This is a genomic window from Marinobacter sp. F4206, assembly GCF_019392195.1.
In the GTDB taxonomy this organism is placed as follows: Bacteria; Pseudomonadota; Gammaproteobacteria; order Pseudomonadales; family Oleiphilaceae; genus Marinobacter.
Genome location: NZ_JAHXKI010000002.1, coordinates 659,381 through 680,871, shown reverse-complemented (window position 1 = coordinate 680,871; position 21,491 = coordinate 659,381). Strand labels below are relative to the sequence as shown.

Below are 21,491 nucleotides of genomic sequence, written 5' to 3'. Positions count from 1 at the left end.
ATAACAGCGGTTTTCATTGAACCGACTCACCTACGGGTTGTACGGTAAGCGTGTCCGGTGCGGGATCTCTGCTCCGGCTCACTTACCGCGCCACTCATCTGGAGTAAGGCAGCATGCTGGTATTCTCAAACCCCGTAGGTTCCGGTTCACTCTGGTTCGATAACCTTGCCACCGCCGACGGTACGCCTGTCGCGTACGATCCTCAGGCGCGGGCTTTTGTGCCTATGCGACCGTTCTGTGCAAACCGGAAGGTTATCGGCTGCAACTGGATCGCGCCCAGGGAGGGGGCCTTCTGCACCTCCTGCGCAATGACCGCGCTGGCGCCGGATCCGAGCATTGCCAACGCCATTCCCAATTGGGCGGAAACCGAGGCCGCCAAGCGCTGGGTACTCGACAACCTCGGGCGTTGGCATTGGTTCCGTCCGGAGGACCCGGGCACCCGTCCCGTTTTCCACATGCTTGCCGAAGGACTGACGCCGGTGGCCATGGGGCATGCCAATGGCGTGGTGACCATCAGCGTTGCAGAGGCAGACCCGGTGGTTCGAACCACCCGCCGGCAGGCGCTTCAGGAGCCCTACCGGACCATGGTCGGGCACATGCGGCACGAAATTTCCCACATGCTCTGGTGGCGGCTCAGTCTGCGCGAAGACTTTCTGGAAGCCTTCCGTGGTATGTTCGGTGATGAGCGCGCGGACTATGCCGCCGCACTGCAGCGGCACTATCACGAAGGACCGCCGGCGGGGTGGGAGCAATCCTATCTGACCTCCTACGCGTCCGCTCATCCCCACGAAGACTGGGCCGAGACTGCGGCACACCTGCTTCATCTGACGGACATCACTGACAGCGCGGTGGCATCCGGACTGTCTTCGCCAGAGCTGCCCAATGCCCGCTGGGACCCGTACTCCGAACCGGACACGGCAAAGCTGATCAACGTGGCAGCCTCCCTGGCGATTAGGGTCAACCATGTGAACCGTTCCATGGGGCTCGCGGATCTTTATCCGTTTGTATTGTCGGATATGGCCCAGAAAAAACTGGCGTTCGTTCATGACTGGCTTCGTCGCGGGGCTCATGGGCGTTGAGACCTTCACTGGCACTTGCCCACAAAAACTGTGGATAACTTTGTTGGCAACGTAAGGACATGTGGTCTCGGACGCCTGAAATCAGGCGTTCCGGCAATGTGACTGTTAAATGACCGGAGTGGGTCAGTGGCGTCACAGGCCCTCATCGGCGATTCGGTTGAACCACTCGACGCCAAAGCGTACACCGAATCCCTGGAGGTCCGTGGGGATGTGGGCCAACCCGCCCTTGTGAGTGCCGGTCGAAGCCATGTCCACGTGCACCCAGCCCACGCCCTTGTCCACGAATTTGCCGAGAAGACGAGCCGCGTAGATATGATCGCCTGCGCCCGCTGTTCGGCACTGGAGCGTATCCGCGACTTGAGATTTCAGGTCTTCGTCGTAGTCGTCTTCATAGGGGAACGGCCAGACCCGTTCACCGCAATGCTCACCGGTCTGGATGATGGGCTCGATCCAGTCCCGCCGGTTGGTGATGGCACCGGCCATGCGTTGTCCCAGGGCCGAGACGACGGCGCCGGTCAGGGTGGCGTAATCCAGGATGGCCCGTGGTTTTCGCCGGCAGGCGAGGGCCAGGGTGTCGGCCAGCACCATGCGGCCCTCGGCATCGGTGTTGATCAGTTCAATGGTTGTACCGTTCACGGCGGTAATGACGTCATTGCACTTCACGGCCCTGGAGCCGATGTGGTTTTCGGCCAGCGCCAGCCAGCAGTCCACGGGTTGAGAGAAATTGAGTCGGGTCAGCGCGAGCAGGGTGCCCAGTGCCACCGCGCTACCCTGCATGTCGCCATGCATACCTAGCATGCTGCCACCGACCTTGAGATTACTGCCGCCGGTGTCGAAACAGATGCCCTTGCCCACCAGGGCCAGTGGTTTATCCCCGGCGCCCTTCAGTCGGTATCGCAACTGCAGTATGCCGGCGTCCCGATTCGGGCTGGCCTCGACCACAGACAGGAAGGCACCGGCCTCAAGCCGTTCCAGCTGGTCGAGGTCGTAGAACTGGGCTTCCCAGCCCTCAGCCTTGGCCAGTGCCTCGGCGTAGTCCCGATATATGCCGGGCGTCAGGTAGTTGCCCGGGAGTTCGGTCAGCCAGCGTGCGAGGTTGTTGCCCTCGGCCGTCGCCTTGACGTACCGAAAGTCGGCGGCCTCGAACCCACCGAAAAAATTCATGGCAGACAGAGGGGGGATGTCGGGAGTTTCATCCGAAATCTTCGGAGGCTGGAACAGGGCCGCAAGGGCGGCGGAAACCAGAGCCTCGGCCATAACGCAGGCGGCCTGCTCCTGATCGAGCAGTGAGATTACATTGATCTTCCTGGAGCGCTCAGCCATCAACGGGGCGATCAGCTTACGGGCCTGGCTCAGGGCTTTGAACCCGCCCACATCGTCCGCCACAAAGGCAATCGCGGCGCGGGTTCCCCTGGGGCCGGAGATGAGCATGGGATTGGCATTGTCCGGGAAATCGGCGAGGCGCAATTTCAGGTAGTCGGCCCACGGAGCTTTGCCCAGAGCGTTGTGGTTGGATTCCGGCACCAGGAGTATAAGGCTCACTCCGGTGTCGAAATCCCAAGAGGCTGGTATGCGGTGGTCCACATCAAGCTTGAGCTCTGGTGTTCTCGGGAGTTCAGGTTTCATGGCCGGGTGCTCCAGACGGTTTCGAATCTGCCCTCGAGTAAGGATAGTTGTATTCCGCGGGAATACCCGGGCCAATGGAAAACCCGGTTTGAGGACGTTTGTAATTCGGCTAACCTTTCTGAATCTTCTGTGCCCAAGGGAGCCACGCCATGGCCATTACCGAGTCCCTCGACTGTGATCTCGTTTTTTATACCAACCCCATGTCCCGCGGACGAATTGTGCGCTGGATGCTGGAGGAGGTTGGGGCCGATTACCGCCAGGTCCTGCTTGATTACGACACCCAGATGAAGTCGGAGGACTATCTCGCCATTAATCCCATGGGAAAGGTGCCGGCGCTGGTGCACCGGGGGGAGGTGGTGACCGAATGCGCGGCGATTTGCGCCTACCTGGCCGATGCGTTCCCCGAGGCCGGTCTCGCGCCGGAGCCGACCGCGCGGGCCGCCTATTACCGTTGGCTTTTCTTCGCCGCCGGGCCACTGGAGGCGGCGGTCATGGACCGCGTTCTGCAGGCGGAAGTCAGCCGGGATCAGGAGCGGATGGTCGGCTATGGCACCTATGAGCGAGCCGTCAGCGCCATGGCCGGTGCCGTTTCGGCCCATCAATACGTGGCGGGCGACCGGTTCTCGGCGGCGGACGTTTACGTGGGGTCGCACCTGATGTGGGGCATGGAATTCGGCTCGATTACCCGGCGGCCGGAATTTGAGGCCTACGTTGCTCGCTTGAGCGATCGCCCGGCCCTGCTGGCGGCGAAGGCCGTTGACGATGGGCTGGCCCCGCAACCGGGATAAGGCATGGACGACTACACGGAGTTTCTCCACGAAGTGTTCGGGCACTTCGGTGCCGTCACCGTTCGCCGGATGTTCGGCGGCTACGGTATCTACCACGACGGGCTGATGTTCGCGCTGGCTGTGGACGAAGCGCTTTACCTCAAGGCCGATGCCGGGAATGCCCGTTACTTCGAAGAGCAGGCGCTCGGCCCATTCGAATACGACCGGAGCGGCAAGTTAGTCCGGCTTTCCTACTTCCTCGCCCCGGCGGAGGTCATGGAGGATCCGGAGGAGGCGGCGCAGTGGGCTCGGCGTTCGTATGAGGCTGCATTGCGGGCCCGGAAGCCGAAACGCCGTTAGCAATGGCTCACGTTCGGAGTGTCACTTAACCGTAACAGCTGGTGTCAGATTAATTTACAGTTGCGATGCAAGCGTGTCGCTTCTGTATTGCTAACTTAATGAAAGATAAACAGGAGTTTGGAGTTGGTTCCCCGATTGCTGACTGTTCCGAAAAAGGAATTCAACCAACAAAGGAAGCAATCAATCATGCAGTTTTCCGGTCGTCTTGCCGCCGTCAGTGTTCTCGGCGTTTCACTCCTCGCTGCCACACCCGCCAGCGCCAATCTCATCGTCAATGGCGGCTTTGAACAGCCGGATGTTGCGGCGGGAACCTGGCAGCATTTCAGTTCCGCGGCTGTGGATGGCTGGGAAGGCGATAATATCGAGATCTGGGACAACTATGGGGGGGTAACGGCCCATGAGGAAAGCCAGTTTGCTGAGTTGAATGCCCACCCGAACAGCGGTGGCGCGTTCAGTATCTTCCAGAGCTTTGCGACCACCGTTGGCCAATCCTACGATCTGAGCTTTGCCTATCGGGCACGCCAGAGCAACAGCGAGAGCTTCGACGTGTCTGTGATGCCCGGGATGACCTGGAACCTGGATGACCACGTTGTCGGCGCCTGGAGCATCTTCTCGGACAGCTTCGTTGCCTCCTCCGAGCTGACCACCCTGACGTTTACCTCGGTCATTCCCGAAACCGGCACCGTCGGTAACTTCCTTGATGACGTGAAGGTGACTGCCTCCGTTCCGGAACCGGGCTCCATTGCCTTGCTCGGGCTGAGTCTGCTTGGCATGGGCGTCGCCCGTCGCCGGCGCCAGGGTTAATCACCTGGAATAGGGCGGACTCGCGGGCGTAACCGCGGGTCCGCAGGCGCTGCTTTCGACCTTCGGTCAATATCTGGCCGCGTCCCCGCAATCCCCGCTCCATGGCGTTTCACGCCACCTTTCCTCGCGCTACTAACAACGTTATCCACAGATTCTGTGGGCAACTTTTCAGGGGTACAGCGAATCCTTACAGGTGTGGTCTCCGGTCCCGGAAACTGGCAAAGTTCACCCAACCATCACGTTAACCACATCAAGAGGATAGGCCGGTGACAGACCTTGTTGAATACCAACTTAACGATGGCGTCGCGACAATCGCTATTGCCAATGGAAAAGCAAACGCGCTGAGCCATGACGTATTCAAGGAGCTGAATGAAGCGCTGGATCGCGCCGAGAAGGACGAGGCTGTGGTGATTCTCACGGGCCAGCCCGGGATTTTTTCGGCCGGCTACGATCTGAAAGAAATGCAGAAGGGCGCCAGCGAGGCCTCGGCGCTGGTAACCGTCGGGTCCAGGCTGACCCGCCGCCTGGCGGCGTTTCCGCTGCCGGTCATTGGCGCCTGCAGTGGCCACGCCATTGCCAAGGGCGCCTTCATCATGCTGTCGGTGGACCATCGCATTGGCGTGGAAGGCAGCTTCAAACTCGGCCTCAATGAGGTGGCCATCGGCATGACCATGCACCACGCCGGCATCGAGATTGCCCGGCATCGGCTGGCCCCGGCCCATTTCTACCGTTCGGTGGTCAACGCCGAAATCTACGATCCCGAAGGTGCTGTCGAGGCGGGATTCCTGGATGAGGTCGTTGCCCCGTCTGACCTGATGTCCCGGGCGAACGAGCTGGCGCAGCATTTCCGGACGCTGAACATGCGGGCTCACCGGGAAACCAAGCGCAAGGCGAAGGCGGAGTATCTGGAGCTGCTGGACCGCTGCATCCAGCAGGATTCCGAGCATCTCGGCCTGTCGGGTTAATCCGGTTCGTTAAGGGCCTGTCCGCCTTAGCGCAATGGATAGGCCCGAACGCTGGCGATTCACGCTGAATCGTGTAAGTTGGGCGATTGCCCATTCATCGGATTCCCCAACAGGAGGCCCGTCGTGTCCCAGTTCGAGCAGTTCGCCAGTGACAATTACAGTGGGGTTTGTCCCCAGGCCTGGAAGGCCATGGAGCAGGCGAACCGTATGGATGAGCCCGCCTATGGCGAAGACAGCTGGACCCAGCGGGCAGCGGATGGGATTCGGGCGCTCTTCGATACCGAGTGCGACGTCTATTTCGTCTTTAACGGCACTGCCGCCAACTCCCTCGCGCTGGCGTCCATCGGCCAGTCCTTTCACAGCGTGATCTGTCATGAGCTGGCTCACATTGAGACCGATGAGTGTGGCGGCCCGGAATATGCGTCCAACGGCGCCAAGCTCTTGCTGGGGCAGGGGCCGGACGGCAAGCTGACACCGGAAAGCATCGAGCATCTGGTCACCAAGCGCACCGACATTCACTACCCGAAACCCAAGGCGCTGAGCCTTACCCAGGCGACGGAGGTCGGCACCATCTACACGCCCGATGAGCTGCGTGCGATCCGGGCCACAGCCGATCAGTACAATCTGAATATCCACATGGACGGTGCCCGCTTTGCCAATGCGGTGGCGGCACTGGACGTTCACCCCTCCGAGATCACCTGGAAAGCCGGCGTCGATGTTCTGTGTTTTTCCGGCACCAAGAACGGCCTGGCGCTGGGTGAGGCGGTGGTGTTTTTTAACCGACGTCTGGCGGAGGACTTCGAGTGGCGCTGCAAGCAGGCAGGCCAGCTGGCCTCCAAGATGCGGTACATTTCCGCGCCCTGGTGCGGGCTACTGGAAGGCGACGTCTGGTTGCAGAACGCCCGTCATGCCAACGCCTGCGCAGAGCGACTGGCCAAAGGTCTGACCGGATTGCCGGGTGTTACGCTTCGCTATCCGAGGCAGGTTAACGGTGTTTTCGTGGAAATGCCGGAGCCGGTGCAGGCGGCGCTGCGGGCGAAAGGCTGGCGGTTCTACAATTTCATCGGTGGTTCGGCGCGGCTCATGTGTTCCTGGGCGACGACGACGGAGCGGGTTGATCAGTTTCTCTCGGATGTGCGGGAACTGCTGGCCTAGCGTTGGATGAGCCGGCTTTCACGAACCCGGTGGGCGTCACCCCGGTCGCTTGCCGAAAGGCCCGGGTAAAATTGGCGGAATCCCGGTAACCGAGCCGGTACGCCGTTTCGGTGACGCCCAGCCGTTCGTCGAGCAGGTAGCGCCTGGCGCTGTTCATCCGGGCCTCCAGTATAAGTGTCCGATAGCGAACCCCGTCTTCCAGCAGGTGCCGGTGCAGGGTCCGGGTGGACATGCCGAGCTGCGCCGCAACATTCTCCTGATCCGGATAGGGTGGGCCGATCCGGGTCAACAGGCCCACCACTCGCCCCGCGAGAGTCCTCTGTCCCTCCAGCCGATTCAAGGCTTCTTCACACTGGGCAACCGCCTGGGCGTGCGCCGTTCGATCGGCGAGCGCAAAGGGAGCCTCCAGTCGCTCTCTTGGCAGCGAGAGGCTGTGGCTGGGCTGATTGAACGCGATGCCCTGTAATGTCGAGCCAAGCCGTGCTTTCAGGCCCGCCTGATTGGGGAAGGTCAATCCGGCACGCAGCTCCAGGTTTCCGACCAGGAAACTGCCCATGACATCGAAGCTGGCGAGCAGGGTATGTACCACGAACCGCTCGGTCCGCCCGGAGATCCCAGGCGCGGGAATGATCGTGAGCCGGACGCGCTTTTCAGTGACGTCCAATTTCAGTGTCGCCAGTTCCGTAATCAGTGGAAAGAAGCGAACCGCGACACCTATGGCCGCGCCGGCGTTCGGAGCGGTCAGCCCGGCGTAACCTGCGGCACCGTGGGCACTGATATTCAGGTGGTGCCCAAGCAGGATGCCGGGAAAGCGTTCGTCGGTGAGTCGTTCAACATTCTGTAGCAGGCGATCCAGACTGTCGTGGCTGACGACCCCGTCCGGCGCCTCGAGAAGCCGTGGCTGGATGTCGGTGCCCGCGAGCAGCCCGGCCAACGGCACCTCGGCGCTGGTCAGTAACTGGCACAGGCTCTGGAGGTAACGGGTTGCGGTGGACGCCTGCTGGTTGGACCGGTGCATTGCGGCTCTTCCATTGTCGGGTTGTCTGACAGTGTCTGAAAATGACAGAAGTCTGTCAATTAGTAACCTGTTTCCCGGGCGGAATGGGCGCACAGTGGCTTCAGAAGAACAACCAGCTGTGACCACAAGGAGAAGCCCATGCTGGAGAAGGTGCCGTCCCGGATCATGATCGCCCTAAAGAAAGTGCTGTTTTTGCTGGTGTTTGCGGTGGCCATGCTGCCCTATGATGCCTGGCAGACGATGCAGGAAACCGGACAGTGGAACCTTTACGCCTGGTGGCCGTTGTTCGTGATCTTCGGAATCGTTCCCATCGTTGATCACCTCGTGGGAACGGACTCTTCGAATCCCTCGGACGACGAGGTTGCCCGTCTCTCCGGCCAGCGCTGGTATTCGTTTCTGACCCTGATGGTGGTGCCGGCGCAACTGGCGGTGCTGGCATTCGGCGCCTGGGTGTTCGCCAATACCGATCGGTTCTCGCTGGTCGGGCAGGTGGGCTGGATACTGTCCTGCGGGATTGTCAGCGCCATTCTCTCTATCAATGTTGGCCATGAGCTGATTCACCGACGGAACCGGCTCGAAAACTGGGCCGGAGGCCTGCTGTACGCATCGGTCTGCTATGCCGGATTCAAGGTGGAGCATCTGCGTGGACACCACGTGACTGTCTCCACGCCGGAAGATGCGTCATCCGCCCGTTACGGGCAAAGTCTTTACCGCTTCCTGCCCCATGCCTATCTCCACAATGTCCTCAATGCCTGGAAGCTGGAAGCGGCTCGTCTGGGCCAGCTCGGTCTGCCCGCACTGCACTGGCGCAATGAGCTGATCTGGTGGAATACCATCAGCGTTTGCTTTGCCGTGGCCTCGGCAGTGTTTTTCGGCTGGGCGGGGCTGGTGTTTTACCTCGGGGTGAGCTGGATGAGTTTCACGACCCTGGAGATCATCAACTATGTGGAACATTACGGTTTGCACCGTCGCAAGCTGCCGAATGGCCGTTATGAGCGCACCACCCCGGCGCACTCCTGGAACAGCAATTACCTGATCACCAATATGGGCCTGTTTCACCTCCAGCGACATTCCGACCACCACGCTTTTCCCGCCCGGCGATATCAGGTCTTGCGCCACTACGATGGCGCACCGCAATTACCGACCGGCTACACCGGGATGTACCTGCTGGCACTCATCCCGCCGCTGTGGTTCCGGGTGATGAATCCGCGGGTCCGTGCCTATTACCAGGGGGAGGAGTGGCAGCTTTCCGCCAAGCAGTTTGAACAGTCGGCCCGTCTCACGGAGCCGGCGTCGATGGGCTGAGAGTTCTGATGAGTCTTTGGCTGTCCCGGGCTTTCTTTTGATGCCGGGTTGGCTAAACTTTAATCAGTCCTTCTGCCTGGAGTATGTGCCCATGGAACATCCTCCTGCGATAGCACCACGCCTTTTCGCGCATACTGTGCCCCGATTCCCGAGGTGGCGAGCGCCGTTGCTGGCCATTTTTCTGCTTGTCGGAGGCATGTCCACCGTGCTTGCAGACGAGCAGTCACCGCTGCACATGGCGCTGGACGGTAAAACCTTTCGGAGCCAGCTCGGCCCGGCGGGCCAGCCTGCTGACGTCGATGACCTGCTGGTGTTTGAAGACGGCCAGTTCCTCTCCGAGGAGTGCGAGCGGCGCTGTGGCTATGCCAGGGTCGATTATTGGGTAAGGGCCCAGGATGACGCCATACAGATGCGAGCGGAAGTGCCGTGCACGGATTCAGGCGCGGTTATGTACTGGCGGGGGACCGTCCGGGGTGACGAAATTCAGGGTTCGTTTACCTGGATCAACAAGCGCTGGTACTGGACCTTTGAGAAGGAATTCTGGTTCAAGGGGCGGTTGGTGGAGGCGGACAACCCATGACCGGATCAGCCATGCCAACCAATCGGCGTCTGGCAGGGCTGTTGAAATTGTTGATCCTGATTGCGGTGATCGTGGCGGGCAATCTGCTGACACGAGGCATAATCGATGGGCTCGATATGAGTATCAGCCCGTCCAACGAGCCGATGCTGCATCGCATTATCATGACCTCCATGGTCGCCTACATCCTGTTGATGGCGATTCCCTTCGTCCCGGGTGTCGAGATCGGGCTGGCACTGATGATGATTCTCGGGCCCAAGATTGTGCCTCTGGTGTATGGCTGTACTCTGGTCTCGCTGTGCCTGGCTTTTTTGGTCGGACGATTGCTGCCGGAGAAAAGCATCAGCCGCTTTTTGCGAGAGGTGCGCCTGGTTCGGGCCGCAGGCTTTCTGGAGAGCTTCCACGGTCTGGATGCCGATGAGCGACTGGCACGACTACTGGAAAAGTCGCCGAGGCGATTAGTGCCCTGGTTTCTGAGGCACCGTTACCTGACCCTGATGCTTGCCATTAACCTGCCGGGCAATGTGGTACTGGGTGGTGGCGGTGGGTTGGCGATGATGGCCGGGATAAGCCGCCTGTTTTCCATTCCGCGCTATGTATTGATGGTCGCATTTGCCATTTCCCCCATTCCGCTGTTCCTGATCCTGTTCGGAGACAGGTTTGCCACCTGGCCTGTTTGAGCCTCTGACAGGCAGGGATTCTCTCGTTAAGCGTCACACGACTAATCGCCGGATTAATGGTCGTTATCGATCTAATCGACCGCCTCTGGGTGGTTTATTATTGAACTACGGGGCTGCGTTTCCAAAGGGGAGTAGCTGAGATGGACAAAGTAGATTGGCGTATAAAGGGGTTGGAATTTGTAAACTGCAATTGCGATTTGGGGTGCCCGTGCCAGTTCATGGGGCGGCCGTCCCACGGCGACTGCGAAGCGTTTGCTGCGGTGAAGATTGAAGACGGGTATTTCGGAGATACGCGTCTGGATGATCTGTCCTTTGCCATGACTCTGAAGTGGCCGGGGGCCATTCATGAGGGCAATGGCACGGCACAGGCCTTTGTCGATGAGCGGGCCAGTCCGGAACAACGGGAAGCACTGATGGCCATCCTGTCGGGCGAAACATCCGAACCGGGCGCCACGTTTTTCAATGTCTTTGCCAGCACTATGACGAAGATGCACGATCCGGTGTTCTGTCCGATCCAGATCGATTGTGACGTTGAGGCCAGGAAGGCGTCGGTTCGGGTGGCGGATCTGGTTGAAGCCAGCGGCACGCCCATTCTGAGTCCGATAGATGGCTCTGAACACCGGGCACGCATCGATCTTCCGCACGGTTTCGAGTACGCCGTGGCCGAGGTGGCGACGGGGCGCACCAGTGCTCACGCGGACATTCCGATGGAGCTCAATGCCAGCCACAGTCACCTGTCACACCTGGATATCGGGCCCAAGGGGGTTTATCACTAATCATCGGAGCATGCCGTGGCTGACAGGAACACTCCGCTTTCGGGTCTGATCGCGAGTGGATCGCTGGTTACTCTGATCGGGTTGCTGGTAATGGCCAGCCTGTCCTGGTTGTATCTGTTTGGACTGGCGTCCGATATGGCCGCGATGTCCCCGGGCATGATGGCCTTCAAGCATTGGACACCGGAGTATTTCGTTCTGATGGTGGTGATGTGGGGTGTCATGATGGTGGCGATGATGACACCCAGCGCCGCCCCGATGGTCCTGCTGTATCGGCAGGTGGCGCGAAAGAATCATCTCGCCGGCGCCATGCTGGGTACGGCATTGTTCGCCGGTGGTTATCTTTTTGTCTGGATGCTCTTCAGCATTCTGGCGACCGCCCTGCAGTGGTTGCTGGAGGAGTGGGCGTTGCTCAGCCCCCAGATGCGCAGTCAGAACCAGGTGTTCAGCGGCGTTGTACTGATTGCCGCCGGCGTCTATCAGTTTACCGCACTCAAACAGGCCTGCCTGCGTCGCTGTCGAGGCCCGTTGGTCTTCATCACCCGGTACTGGAGATCCGGGCTGTGGGGGGCGTTTGAGATGGGTATTCGCCACGGAGCCTACTGTGTGGGCTGTTGTGCCGCGTTGATGGCGTTGCTGTTCGTGGGCGGGGTTATGGATCTCAGTGTGATCGCGGCGATAGCGGGGGTGGTGTTGCTGGAAAAACTCATGCCGGGGGGGGATTGGCTGGCGAGGGGAATTGGCGCCCTCGCCATCGCTCTGGGTGTGATTCTGATGGTGGGGGGACCCTTCACCGCTTTCCGGTGAGAAAATCGAATACTGCTGCAAAGTCCTCCCGACCGTACCCGGACTGCTTGGCGCTGCCGTAGACCGTTTTGGCCAGGCTTGCCAAAAACATAGGCTGATCTTCCTCGTACGCGGTCTGCTCCAGCAAGTGCAGGTCCTTGTGCATCAGTTCGAGAGGGAACTGCGCTTCGTAATTGCCCTCCCGTATCAAGTCGGATTTGCCCTGGAGAAACGGGGCCGAAACCGGCAGATTCGGGAGTGTGTCCATCAGGAAGTCCCGACTGAAGCCAAATTTCTCCCCCAGCAGAGCCGTCTCGGCGTATGCCAGCATGGATTGCGCAAGCAGGGCGTTGACTAGCATCTTGAAGGCGCTGCCCTGGCCGGCCGGCCCCACATGAAGGATTTTTTGTCCCATCAACTCGAGAAGTGGGCGCGCGCCCTCAACATCGGTGTCCTCGCCCCCCAACAGAAAGGTGAGCTCGCCGGCCTCGGCGGGCTGTTTGGTGCCGGCCACCGGCGCGTCGAGGAATCGCACTCCGACGGCATTGGCCCCGCTGGCGCAGTGGCGGGTACAGGAAGGGTTGACGGTGGAGCTGTTCACCCACAGTGAGCCCCTGTGCATGGCCGCAACAAATCCCTCATCGCCGAAGGCGACGTCTTCCAGCACGGTCGGGTCGCTCAGCATGGTAATGACAATGTCGGCGTTCCGTACCGCTTCCGAAGCAGAGCTGGCGCCACGGGCACCCTCGGCCTCCAAGGCCTGGACCGCAGCGGGCGACCGATTGGCAACGGTGAGGGAAAGTGAGCTGTCCTTGAGTAGGTTGCGGGCCATCCGGCTTCCCATAATGCCCAGGCCAATGAATGCGACGTTCATAAAAGGCTCCCTGTGATCCGTTGGAAACAGCATGAACTGAGCATTTGACTATCGCTTGTCTTCCGTCATCGTGGTATATCAACAGCCCTAATTATCTCATTATTTTTTTGGAACAGTGCAATGCCGAGAGCCAGTGAAATCAAGAAAAATTCAGCCGTTGAATATGAAGGTCGCGTCTACTTTGTGAAGGATATCGAACGTTCGGTTCCCCAAGGCCGAGCCGGGGGCAGCCTGTATCGTATGCGGATGTACGATGTCGTGACGGGCAACAAGATCGACGAGACCTTCAAGGATTCGGACATGCTGAACCTGGCCGACCTGGTCCGCAGACCGGCCACCTTCTCGTACTCGGACGGCGACGAGTTTGTCTTTATGGACAGCGAGGACTTCACCCAGTACAGCCTCAACAAGGAGTCAATTGCCGACGAGCTGCTGTTCATCAGTGAGGATACCCAGGGCCTGATGGTCGTGCTGGTCAGCGATGCGCCGGTATCCCTTGCCTTGCCTCCGACGGTGGAACTGGAGATTACCGAGACCGATCCGTCTATCAAGGGTGGTTCTGCCACCGCCCGCACCAAACCGGCTACCCTGTCCACAGGTTTGGTGGTGCAGGTGCCGGAACACATTTCCACCGGCGACCGTATCAAGGTAAATGTGGAAGAGCGAAAGTTCCTGAGTCGCGCCTGATCTGAAAGAACAGCCTCCCGTCATGGTTCGGGGGGCGCGTTCCTGTCTCCTTTAATCCCCGCGAGCATAGCGCCGCTCCTGTGGTGCATTAATAATCTAAAGCCCAGGCGGTTATGTGTGGTTGCACGTCACTGACGGGGCTAGGCTATGAAAAGGCGGCAATAATGCCGTGGGTCTTGCGACCTCCAGTTTCAGGTCGTGAGCAGGGGGGACGAAACATGCCAAAGTTTATGATTGAGAGGGAGTTGCCGGGTGCCGGCAAACTATCCACTGGCGAATTGCAGGAAATTTCGAGGAAATCCTGTGATGTATTGGAAGAGTTGGGACCACGTATCCAGTGGCTGAACAGCTTTGTCACCGACGACAAGGTGTATTGTCTCTACATCGCACCTGATGAGGAGATGGTGCGTCGGCACGCGGAAATGGGCGGGTTCCCGGTTACTGCCATTTCCGAGGTCCGCACGACGATGGACCCGACCACCGCTGAGCCAGTGGCAAGCTAAAGATTAACGTTCGGGAGGAGCATGATTGCGCCAGATGGCAAGCTGATTGTGTTTTACGACGGTTCCTGTCCGGCCTGTATCAAGGACAGGCGATGGTACGAAAAGCTCGCCGGGAGGACTGGTGATTCGGTGGAATGGCTGGATATTACCGGTCGAGATGATGAACTGCGTCAGGAAGGCATCGACCCGGATTCGGCTCTGAGGGAATTGCATGTGAAGGACGCTCAGGGCCGGATTCATCGGGAGATGGACGCGTATATCCTGTTGATGTCGAGAGTGCCGGTGCTCAAGCCTGTTGCATGGCTGATCGGCCTTCCCCTGATCCGGCCTTTTCTGGCCCGGCTTTATCATTCCTGGGTGAGCAGGCGGTTGGATGGCCAGACCTGATCTATAGTAAATCCAACGGCATGGGCAAGATCGCAACGATTGGATGACGTCGCCGGATGTGTCAGTCAGGACGATAGACCGGGGAGCGGGCGACCATGAACTTCATCAAAACCACAATCATCGGCGGTATCGTGTTCCTGCTGCCGGTGGTCGTCATTTTAGTGGTGCTTGCCAAAGCCCACGAGATCATGATGCGAGTCGCCGAGCCTCTGGGCCGGTTGCTGCCGATCGATTACGTGGGCGGTGTTGCCGTTGCGAACTTGCTGGCACTGGTTTCCGTACTGCTGATCAGTTTTGTTGCCGGATTTGTTGCCAAGGGCTCTCGGGCCAAGCGCTTTTATCGCCAGATCGATAATGGGTTGCTGGCTATTCCCGGCTACTCCTTTATCAAGGGCTTTGCCGAAAACCTGAAAATGGATGAAGCCGAGTCCCGGAGCCTGCAACCGGTGATGGTGCATTTTGACGACAATGCTCAGATCGGCTTTGAGGTGGAGAGGCTCTCGGACGGGCCGGTTGTCATCTACCTACCCGGTGCTCCCGATCCGTGGTCCGGTTCCGTGGTTTACGTCCCGGCCAGGCGGGTTCATTCCCTGGATATTACCGTGCCGCAGGCCGTTGGCCATATCCGGCGTCTGGGCCGGGGCGCCGAAGAGCTGCATGATGCCCTGAAACAATTGCCATGAAAGGCCGGCGCTCAACCGCGGCCATCTTCGATGTCGTCCACGTCGACCTGACCGGTCAGACGGCGGCGAATGTGGGACCAGGAGATACCAATGGCGAGCAGGATGGAGAGCAGCGCCAGCACGATCCAGGTCATTGCACCGTCCGCTTGCAGACTGAGCCAGCCGATATCGACCAGCAACCACACCAGGCAACCCAGCAGGGCTGAACCCAGCAGAATGCCGAGCCAGCCGAGAGACAGCAGGGTGGCGCGCAGGAAGATGATCCAGCCAATGAGGAGCAGGACGCCGACAATGGCGGTAACGGGACCAAATGCCGTTGCCGGGTTGAACAGCCAGGAGACATAGGAATAGTCGGTCGGGTTGTACGTGCCAAACACGAGTACAACGGCGAATAGCCAGCGCCCGACAAGGCTACTCACGCTGAATGAAGCGGCCATAGGATGCTCTCCGTGACTGGTGGCTGAAATTACTTGAGCTTAGACCAGATTCGGTTGGTGCGGGCAAGGCCCGGCGTTCTTCGTTCTCATGAGGTAAGGTATTCTGAAACTCCCGAGGAGAAGGAACCGCACAGATGTCAGAAATCCCCGCGAAACCCGTGTCAGCCTCCGCGATTGAGAAACACGTCTACAAGGTGTTCCCGAATGATATGAACGCCCATAACACCGTGTTCGGAGGCATGATCATGGCCAAATGTGACCGGCTTGCCCTGGTGGTTGCCGAACGCCACTCGGCGCACGTCTGCGTGACCGCTGCGGTAGACTCCATCCATTTCCGGGCACCCGCCAAAGGCAATGACACCCTGCTGTTCAACCTGTCACTGAACCGAAGCTGGGGCTCGTCCATGGAAATTGGTGCGCGGGTCGAGGCCGAGAACAGTTACACCGGTGACACCCGGCATATCCTGTCAGCGTTCTTCACCTTCGTGGCGCTGGATAAGAACGACAAGCCTGTCGACGTGCCCCGGGCGATTCCGGAGACGGACGAGCAGAAGCGCCGTTTTGAGAATGCGGAGATCCGCCGGGAAGGGCGGCTGAAGACCCGCGAAAAACTGTCCAGTCGCTAGCTCGCGGCCGGCAGTCGCTCCAGGACAGAAACGTCATGGTTTTCGCGCGACGATATCAGTACTACACTGAAGTCAGGCTTTTCAATATGGAGGAGCCATCATGCGATATCTAGCTGCTGCTTTATTGTCCTTGTTCCTGGCCGGACAAGTGGTTGCAGGCCAGTGCCCGTCTCTGGTGAGCCAGATCGACAGTCAGCTTGCTTCTTCTCAAGTCGGAAGCGATGTCAGACAACAGGTCAAGGCGCTGCGTGACGAGGGCGAGGCCTTGCACAATCAAGGCAAACACGGTGAATCGGTCAAAGTACTGAAAGAAGCCCTGGACAAGCTGAACTCCAGTTATTAATCGGGGCGTTGTAGAAACGGGACGCAGTTTGGATCAGATAAGACCTGTATCGAAAGGTGCCCAGCATTACATTCTTCTGGTGCTCCCCCGCCTGCTGCGGGAAATCGAAGAGCTGGGCTTGCCTCACATCATCCGGACCTCCGGTTTTTCCGAGCGGGAGGTCACCAGTCTCTACTTCGAGTTTGTTTCCATCAAGCGGGTGCTTCCCGCCGATCCGGCCCGCATTGCGCCGGAAATCTGGGAGCATCTGACCTATTGCGTCCAGGTCATGAGTGCGATGGTGAATGCGGCTTCGGTGGAGGAGCTGGCCGAGGCCCGGGAGCAAGCGGTCCAAAAGTTCCTGCCCCATGCCCGCCAGGCCGTCGAGAACGAGTATCGGGAACAATGCAGCGAGGGAACCGTTGATTTCAGGCTGGCGGGCATGCTGAAACAGGAAGGCTCGCCGGAACAGTCCCGGGAACTGTGCATGGAGGCCATCCGTCTGGAGCGTGAGCAGCGTCTGGAATCCATCAAGTCGCTGTCGATGGCGGCTCTGGGTGAGCATTCCCGCCAGATAGTCCAGGCCGCAATGGCTTACGTCCATCGTGCCGCCTGCGATCCGCCCGAGGATTTCGGGCTGCTGGATCTGGTGATACGGCTGCTGGATCTGCTCCGCCTGGTACTTGCGCTGGAGGACGACGAGGCCGCCAAAGCCAATATTCCCCAGGATTTTTCAGTGGACAACATCGTGCTGGGTATCGGTAACGCCCTCTACCGCAACGAACTCGGCCTGCAATTCTCCTCGGTCAAAGTCCCGCATCCTTGACGTTCTCCATCACTACAAACGTGCTGGTCTGCAATACGTGGGGCAGGGCGGAGATCTGTTCGCCCAGAACCTGACGGTATTCTGCCATGTCGCGGGTCCGGACTTTCAGCAGGTAGTCGAAATTACCCGCAATCATGTGGCATTGCTCAACGGCGGAAATCTGTTTGACTGAGGTGTTGAACGCCGCCAGGGCGCCGCTGCTGGTGTCATCCAGGGTAACCTGGGCAAAGGCAATGTGAGACAGCCCGAGTTTGGTCTGGTTGACCAGGGCGGTGTAGCCGGTGATGTAACCCTGTTCCTCAAGCCGCCGCATGCGGACCTGGCACGGGGTTTTTGACAGCCCCACCCGTGAGGCTAGCTCGGTCACGGTGATCCGGGCATTCTTCTGGAGCTCACGGATAATGGAGTGATCGATTCTATCCAGTTCGACCATATTTTTAGTTCCTGGCTGACTTAGCGGCTATATGAGCAGGTGAATATAATCAAAATACCTGTTTTTGGAAACTATATGGTCAAAGTGACTTCGCGCTCTTGGCTATACTGGGGTTTCTGGTCAACCATCCTCAGCCGCTATTTCCCGGAGTTATCCGATGTCCCATTCCCGCTCATTACAACAACAAACCTTGCTGGAACAACTTTCTGAGGCGCTGCAGGCGCAAAGCAAGGCTCCGGACGATTCAACGGACCTGAAGGAACTCGTAGCCCGAATGATGGAGGAATCCCGGTCCTGGGACGATGATTTGCATGCCCGGCTCGTTTCGGCCCACGGCGACGTTGCTGGCGGCCGACAGGCGCAGATGTTCAGTGGCGGCTTCCCGGCAGCCTACCGGGCCCGTTTTCCGGTGTCGGAAGCCATTGGCGACATCGGCCAGATCCAGTCGATCGCGGTGGCGTCCGATGTCCCGATGCGGTTCTACCACCGTCCGGAGTCGGGTCGACTGACACTGAACTTCAAACTTTACAGCCAGGGCAACCCGGTTGTGCTCTCCGACGTGATTCCCATCCTCGAAAACCTGGGCATGCGGGTGCTTGGAGAGCACCCCTATCGCATCCAGCGCCGTGACGGTGAGCAGTTTGGAATCAGTGACTTTACCGTGGAGTGCCACCCACGCTGCGGAGACGCAGACCTCGATCAGGTCAAGCCCCTATTGCAGGAAGCCTTTCGCGAGATCTGGAACGGTTTCGCCGAAAATGACGATTTCAACCAGCTCATCATGGCCGCAGGTCTGGGCTGGCGCGAGGTCGCGCTGCTTCGGGCATACTCCCGCTACATCAAACAGCTCCGATTCGGCTTCAGCCAACCCTTCATCGCCGAGACCCTGGCTCGCCACCTGGATATCACGACCCTGCTGGTGCGTTTCTTTACTGTTAGTTTTGAGCCGGGCGCCTGCTCGCCAGAGGATCGGGAGGCTGCCGCCGGTCGCATTGAAAGTGACATTCTGAGCGCCCTGGAGGCGGTGGCAAGTCTGGATGATGACCGGATCCTCCGCCGCTTCTATGTGTTGATGCGGGCCACCCTCCGGACCAACTTTTTCCAGCGTCAGGCAGGCGACCAGTTCAAGAGCTACCTCTCATTCAAGCTGGATCCGTCCTCGATTCCCGACATCCCCAAGCCGCGCCCGAAGTTTGAAATCTTCGTGTACTCGCCCCGGGTTGAGGGAGTGCATCTCCGGGCCGGACCGGTAGCACGCGGCGGTCTGCGCTGGTCTGACCGGGTCGAGGATTACCGCACGGAGATCCTCGGGCTGGTGAAGGCCCAGCAGGTGAAGAATTCGGTGATTGTTCCGGTGGGCGCCAAGGGTGGCTTTATCGTCAAACAGCCGCCGAAGGATGGCTCCCGGGAGGCGTTGCGGGAGGAAGGTATTGCCTGCTACCAGATTTTCATCTGCGGCCTGCTGGACCTGACGGACAACCTGGAAGCAGGGGTGGTGGTTCCTCCCGCCGATGTGGTCCGCCACGATGGCGACGACACCTACCTGGTGGTGGCTGCCGACAAGGGTACCGCCACCTTCTCCGACATCGCCAATCGGCTGGCGGAAGACTATGGTTTCTGGCTGGGCGATGCCTTCGCCTCCGGAGGCAGTGAAGGTTATGACCACAAGAAGATGGGCATCACGGCCCGGGGCGCCTGGGAGTCCGTGAAACGTCACTTCCTGGAACAGGGGCTGGATACCCAGTCCGAGGAATTCACCGTTGTCGGCATTGGCGACATGGCGGGGGACGTGTTCGGCAATGGCATGCTGCTTTCCGAGCGGATCCGGCTTGTTGGCGCCTTCAACCACCTGCACATTTTCATTGATCCCACGCCGGACGCAGCGACCTCCTATGCTGAGCGCAAGCGCTTGTTCGAATTGCCGGGGGCAACCTGGGCCGATTACGATACCGGCCTGATCAGCGAAGGCGGCGGTGTATTTCCCCGGTCGATGAAGTCCATTCCGGTTTCGGATGCCATGCGCGCCGCACTCGGAATCGAATCCGCCCGGCTGGCGCCTGGCGAGCTGATCAGTGCGCTGCTGAAGGCGCCGGTCGACATGCTCTGGAACGGTGGTATTGGTACCTACGTCAAGGCCCGGCATGAATCGAACGAGCAGGTGGGCGACAAATCCAACGATGCCGTCCGGATCAACGCTGACCAGTTGCGGTGCCGGGTTCTGGGTGAAGGTGGCAACCTTGGCGTCACCCAACTCGGACGGGTCGCTTTCGCCCGGACCGGTGGTTCTGCCAACAGTGACTTTATCGATAATGCGGGTGGGGTCGACTGCTCGGACCATGAAGTGAACATCAAGATCCTGCTGAACGAACAGGTGCATCAGGAACGTCTGACGCTGGCCGAGCGCAACCGGTTGCTCAGGGCGATGACGCCCGAGGTTGCGGAACTGGTTCTGGCCAATAACTACCGGCAGGCGATGGCCCTGAGCCTGGCCCAGAGTGGCGTGGTGGCGTCCATGGATGAAATAGAGCGCCTGATGCGGCGTCTGGAAAGTGAAGGGAAGCTTGATCGGGCGCTGGAGTTTCTTCCGGATGACGACGAGCTCCAGGCGCGCCGCGAGCGCGCTGCCGGCCTGACCCGGCCGGAGCTTTCTGTGCTGGTGTCCTATGCCAAGATCGAATTGAAACAGGCGCTCGTCCAGGCACCGATCGTTCATGACCCGCGGTTTGCCGGGGCTCTGCACTCGGCGTTTCCGAAGTCGCTCCTCGATGCCTTTCCCGCGGCCATTGACGACCATCCGTTGCGAGCTGAAATCGCGGCCACCCAGATCGCCAACGATATGGTCAATCGCATGGGTATTACCTGGGTGGACCGGTTACGTAATGCCACCGGAGCCACGGTTGGGCGCATTGCCTCGGCCTACCTGATCTCCCTGCGAATTCATGACGTAGACGCTCAGTGGAAGGCAATAGAAGACCTGGACGGTAAAGTCGGCGCCCGGGTGCAGGCGGAACTGTTCGGGGATGTGATCCGGCTGGTAACCCGCAGTTCCAGTTGGCTGCTGCACAACTACCGGACCGAACTTGATCCGGAGAGTTGCGAGGATCGCTATAAGGGTCCACTTTGTGAAGTGGTGACATCGACCCGGCGGCTGGCCTCGGTGATCCCGGCAAGTCGCTGGCAGGAACGCTATGATGAGTATTGTGAGGACAAGGTTCCGTCGTCGCTCGCCGCCTGGTGTGCCTCTGCCGAAAGTCGCTACTGGCTGATGGACATGATCGAGATTTCCCGTCGACTGGGCCAGAACCTTGAATCGGTCGCCTGGGTTTATTTCCGATTGGGCGAGAGCCTCAATCTGACCTGGTTGGACCGGCAGATGCGGGCTTTCCGGGCGACAGGTCATTGGCAGGTGCTGGCAACCATTCACTATCGGGACGAGCTGGATCATCAGCTCAGGAACCTGACCTCAAGCGTTTTCTCCGCCGCTCCCGAAAGCGGGTCGGGCGAGGCGTCCCCGGAGCAGCTTTTGGAGACCTGGCGCAATGACAAGCAATCCCTGCTGAGCCGCTGGAAACGGATGCTCAGCGACATGCAGGCCGGCAATGAGGTCGACTGCGCGGTGTTCTCGGTCGCTCACGGCGTGCTCAGGGAGCTGGCGGTGAAGGCTGGCTAGCAGGATTGTCTTAGGCGTTTCGACTAAAAATCAGTTAATGAAAAGAAAATAATAAAAAAATAATGATTCAAAAAAGGCTCGAAGGTGGGCCTGTCCCATTTTTATAGGCAAATAGTCTTTGTTGATCTCGGTAGAATGCCGGAGAGAC

24 protein-coding genes are annotated in these 21,491 nt (G+C 59.4%); 19 read left to right on the top strand and 5 right to left on the bottom strand.

What is annotated here, in order from left to right; all coding sequences use genetic code 11:
• Positions 1–113: 113 nt before the first annotated feature.
• Positions 114–1,079: a zinc-binding metallopeptidase family protein gene (locus tag KZO34_RS05460; protein WP_219474137.1), complete on the top strand. Its 966-nt coding sequence runs from the start codon at positions 114–116 to the stop codon at positions 1,077–1,079.
• 132 nt (positions 1,080–1,211) lie between these two features.
• Here KZO34_RS05460 and KZO34_RS05455 read toward each other — a convergent pair whose 3' ends face one another.
• Positions 1,212–2,705, bottom strand: a complete 1,494-nt coding sequence (locus tag KZO34_RS05455) for a M17 family metallopeptidase (RefSeq protein WP_219474136.1) — start codon at positions 2,703–2,705, stop codon at positions 1,212–1,214.
• A gap of 149 nt (positions 2,706–2,854) precedes the next feature.
• On the opposite strand from KZO34_RS05455, the gene KZO34_RS05450 reads away from it, so the two are divergent.
• From KZO34_RS05450 to KZO34_RS05430, 5 genes are all read left to right on the top strand, one after another.
• The gene (locus KZO34_RS05450; RefSeq protein ID WP_219474135.1) at positions 2,855–3,493 is read left to right on the top strand and encodes a glutathione S-transferase family protein; all 639 of its coding nucleotides are present in this window, start codon (positions 2,855–2,857) and stop codon (positions 3,491–3,493) included.
• A gap of 3 nt (positions 3,494–3,496) precedes the next feature.
• Positions 3,497–3,832, top strand: a complete 336-nt coding sequence (locus tag KZO34_RS05445) for a TfoX/Sxy family protein (protein WP_219474134.1) — start codon at positions 3,497–3,499, stop codon at positions 3,830–3,832.
• Between the two features lie 186 nt (positions 3,833–4,018).
• Positions 4,019–4,636 (top strand): PEP-CTERM sorting domain-containing protein, encoded by a 618-nt coding sequence (locus KZO34_RS05440; RefSeq protein WP_219474133.1) that lies wholly within the window; start codon positions 4,019–4,021, stop codon positions 4,634–4,636.
• A 266-nt stretch (positions 4,637–4,902) separates the two neighbouring features.
• The gene (locus tag KZO34_RS05435) at positions 4,903–5,601 is read left to right on the top strand and encodes a crotonase/enoyl-CoA hydratase family protein (protein WP_219474132.1); all 699 of its coding nucleotides are present in this window, start codon (positions 4,903–4,905) and stop codon (positions 5,599–5,601) included.
• Between the two features lie 123 nt (positions 5,602–5,724).
• Entirely contained in the window at positions 5,725–6,756 is a 1,032-nt protein-coding gene (locus tag KZO34_RS05430) for a threonine aldolase family protein (RefSeq protein ID WP_219474131.1), read from the top strand.
• On the opposite strand, the gene KZO34_RS05425 is transcribed toward KZO34_RS05430, so the two are convergent.
• The gene (locus KZO34_RS05425; protein WP_219474129.1) at positions 6,683–7,774 is read right to left on the bottom strand and encodes an AraC family transcriptional regulator; all 1,092 of its coding nucleotides are present in this window, start codon (positions 7,772–7,774) and stop codon (positions 6,683–6,685) included. The two genes, KZO34_RS05430 and KZO34_RS05425, sit on opposite strands and share 74 nt — an antisense overlap.
• Positions 7,775–7,912: 138 nt before the next feature.
• On the opposite strand from KZO34_RS05425, the gene KZO34_RS05420 reads away from it, so the two are divergent.
• From KZO34_RS05420 to KZO34_RS05400, 5 genes are all read left to right on the top strand, one after another.
• Positions 7,913–9,079: an alkane 1-monooxygenase gene (locus KZO34_RS05420; protein ID WP_257900201.1), complete on the top strand. Its 1,167-nt coding sequence runs from the start codon at positions 7,913–7,915 to the stop codon at positions 9,077–9,079.
• 91 nt (positions 9,080–9,170) lie between these two features.
• Complete coding sequence (locus tag KZO34_RS05415) at positions 9,171–9,659, top strand: hypothetical protein (protein WP_219474128.1); 489 nt, start codon at positions 9,171–9,173, stop codon at positions 9,657–9,659.
• Between the two features lie 11 nt (positions 9,660–9,670).
• Complete coding sequence (locus tag KZO34_RS05410; protein WP_219474127.1) at positions 9,671–10,336, top strand: hypothetical protein; 666 nt, start codon at positions 9,671–9,673, stop codon at positions 10,334–10,336.
• A gap of 140 nt (positions 10,337–10,476) precedes the next feature.
• Positions 10,477–11,112: a DUF1326 domain-containing protein gene (locus KZO34_RS05405; RefSeq protein ID WP_219474126.1), complete on the top strand. Its 636-nt coding sequence runs from the start codon at positions 10,477–10,479 to the stop codon at positions 11,110–11,112.
• A 15-nt stretch (positions 11,113–11,127) separates the two neighbouring features.
• Entirely contained in the window at positions 11,128–11,916 is a 789-nt protein-coding gene (locus KZO34_RS05400) for a DUF2182 domain-containing protein (RefSeq protein WP_219474125.1), read from the top strand.
• On the opposite strand, the gene KZO34_RS05395 is transcribed toward KZO34_RS05400, so the two are convergent.
• Complete coding sequence (locus KZO34_RS05395; protein ID WP_219474124.1) at positions 11,900–12,769, bottom strand: NAD(P)-dependent oxidoreductase; 870 nt, start codon at positions 12,767–12,769, stop codon at positions 11,900–11,902. The two genes, KZO34_RS05400 and KZO34_RS05395, sit on opposite strands and share 17 nt — an antisense overlap.
• A 120-nt stretch (positions 12,770–12,889) precedes the next feature.
• Here KZO34_RS05395 and efpL point away from each other — a divergent pair, with 120 nt between their 5' ends.
• The 4 genes from efpL (at position 12,890) to KZO34_RS05375 (ending at position 15,029) form a co-directional block, all read left to right on the top strand.
• Positions 12,890–13,456 (top strand): elongation factor P-like protein EfpL, encoded by a 567-nt coding sequence (efpL, locus tag KZO34_RS05390; protein WP_219474123.1) that lies wholly within the window; start codon positions 12,890–12,892, stop codon positions 13,454–13,456.
• A gap of 218 nt (positions 13,457–13,674) precedes the next feature.
• Positions 13,675–13,959: a DUF4242 domain-containing protein gene (locus KZO34_RS05385; RefSeq protein WP_219474122.1), complete on the top strand. Its 285-nt coding sequence runs from the start codon at positions 13,675–13,677 to the stop codon at positions 13,957–13,959.
• A 21-nt stretch (positions 13,960–13,980) separates the two neighbouring features.
• The gene (locus tag KZO34_RS05380; protein WP_219474120.1) at positions 13,981–14,346 is read left to right on the top strand and encodes a thiol-disulfide oxidoreductase DCC family protein; all 366 of its coding nucleotides are present in this window, start codon (positions 13,981–13,983) and stop codon (positions 14,344–14,346) included.
• Positions 14,347–14,441: 95 nt separating this feature from the next.
• A complete protein-coding gene (locus KZO34_RS05375; RefSeq protein ID WP_219474118.1) occupies positions 14,442–15,029 on the top strand; it encodes a DUF502 domain-containing protein in 588 nt (195 codons plus the stop codon).
• Positions 15,030–15,040: 11 nt separating this feature from the next.
• On the opposite strand, the gene KZO34_RS05370 is transcribed toward KZO34_RS05375, so the two are convergent.
• Positions 15,041–15,466: a DUF6524 family protein gene (locus KZO34_RS05370; RefSeq protein WP_219474116.1), complete on the bottom strand. Its 426-nt coding sequence runs from the start codon at positions 15,464–15,466 to the stop codon at positions 15,041–15,043.
• A 134-nt stretch (positions 15,467–15,600) separates the two neighbouring features.
• Here KZO34_RS05370 and KZO34_RS05365 point away from each other — a divergent pair, with 134 nt between their 5' ends.
• The 3 genes from KZO34_RS05365 to KZO34_RS05355 all read left to right on the top strand — a co-directional run bounded on the left by KZO34_RS05365 (position 15,601) and on the right by KZO34_RS05355 (position 17,240).
• Entirely contained in the window at positions 15,601–16,092 is a 492-nt protein-coding gene (locus KZO34_RS05365; protein ID WP_219474115.1) for an acyl-CoA thioesterase, read from the top strand.
• Between the two features lie 100 nt (positions 16,093–16,192).
• A complete protein-coding gene (locus KZO34_RS05360) occupies positions 16,193–16,435 on the top strand; it encodes a hypothetical protein (RefSeq protein ID WP_219474114.1) in 243 nt (80 codons plus the stop codon).
• Between the two features lie 28 nt (positions 16,436–16,463).
• Complete coding sequence (locus KZO34_RS05355) at positions 16,464–17,240, top strand: hypothetical protein (protein ID WP_219474113.1); 777 nt, start codon at positions 16,464–16,466, stop codon at positions 17,238–17,240.
• Here KZO34_RS05355 and KZO34_RS05350 read toward each other — a convergent pair.
• Positions 17,221–17,673, bottom strand: a complete 453-nt coding sequence (locus tag KZO34_RS05350; RefSeq protein WP_218635207.1) for an Lrp/AsnC ligand binding domain-containing protein — start codon at positions 17,671–17,673, stop codon at positions 17,221–17,223. The genes KZO34_RS05355 and KZO34_RS05350 overlap by 20 nt on opposite strands.
• 157 nt (positions 17,674–17,830) lie before the next feature.
• Here KZO34_RS05350 and KZO34_RS05345 point away from each other — a divergent pair, with 157 nt between their 5' ends.
• On the top strand, positions 17,831–21,343 hold the full coding sequence (locus tag KZO34_RS05345) for an NAD-glutamate dehydrogenase (RefSeq protein ID WP_219474112.1): 3,513 nt from the start codon (positions 17,831–17,833) through the stop codon (positions 21,341–21,343).
• The last annotated feature ends 148 nt before the right edge of the window (positions 21,344–21,491 follow it).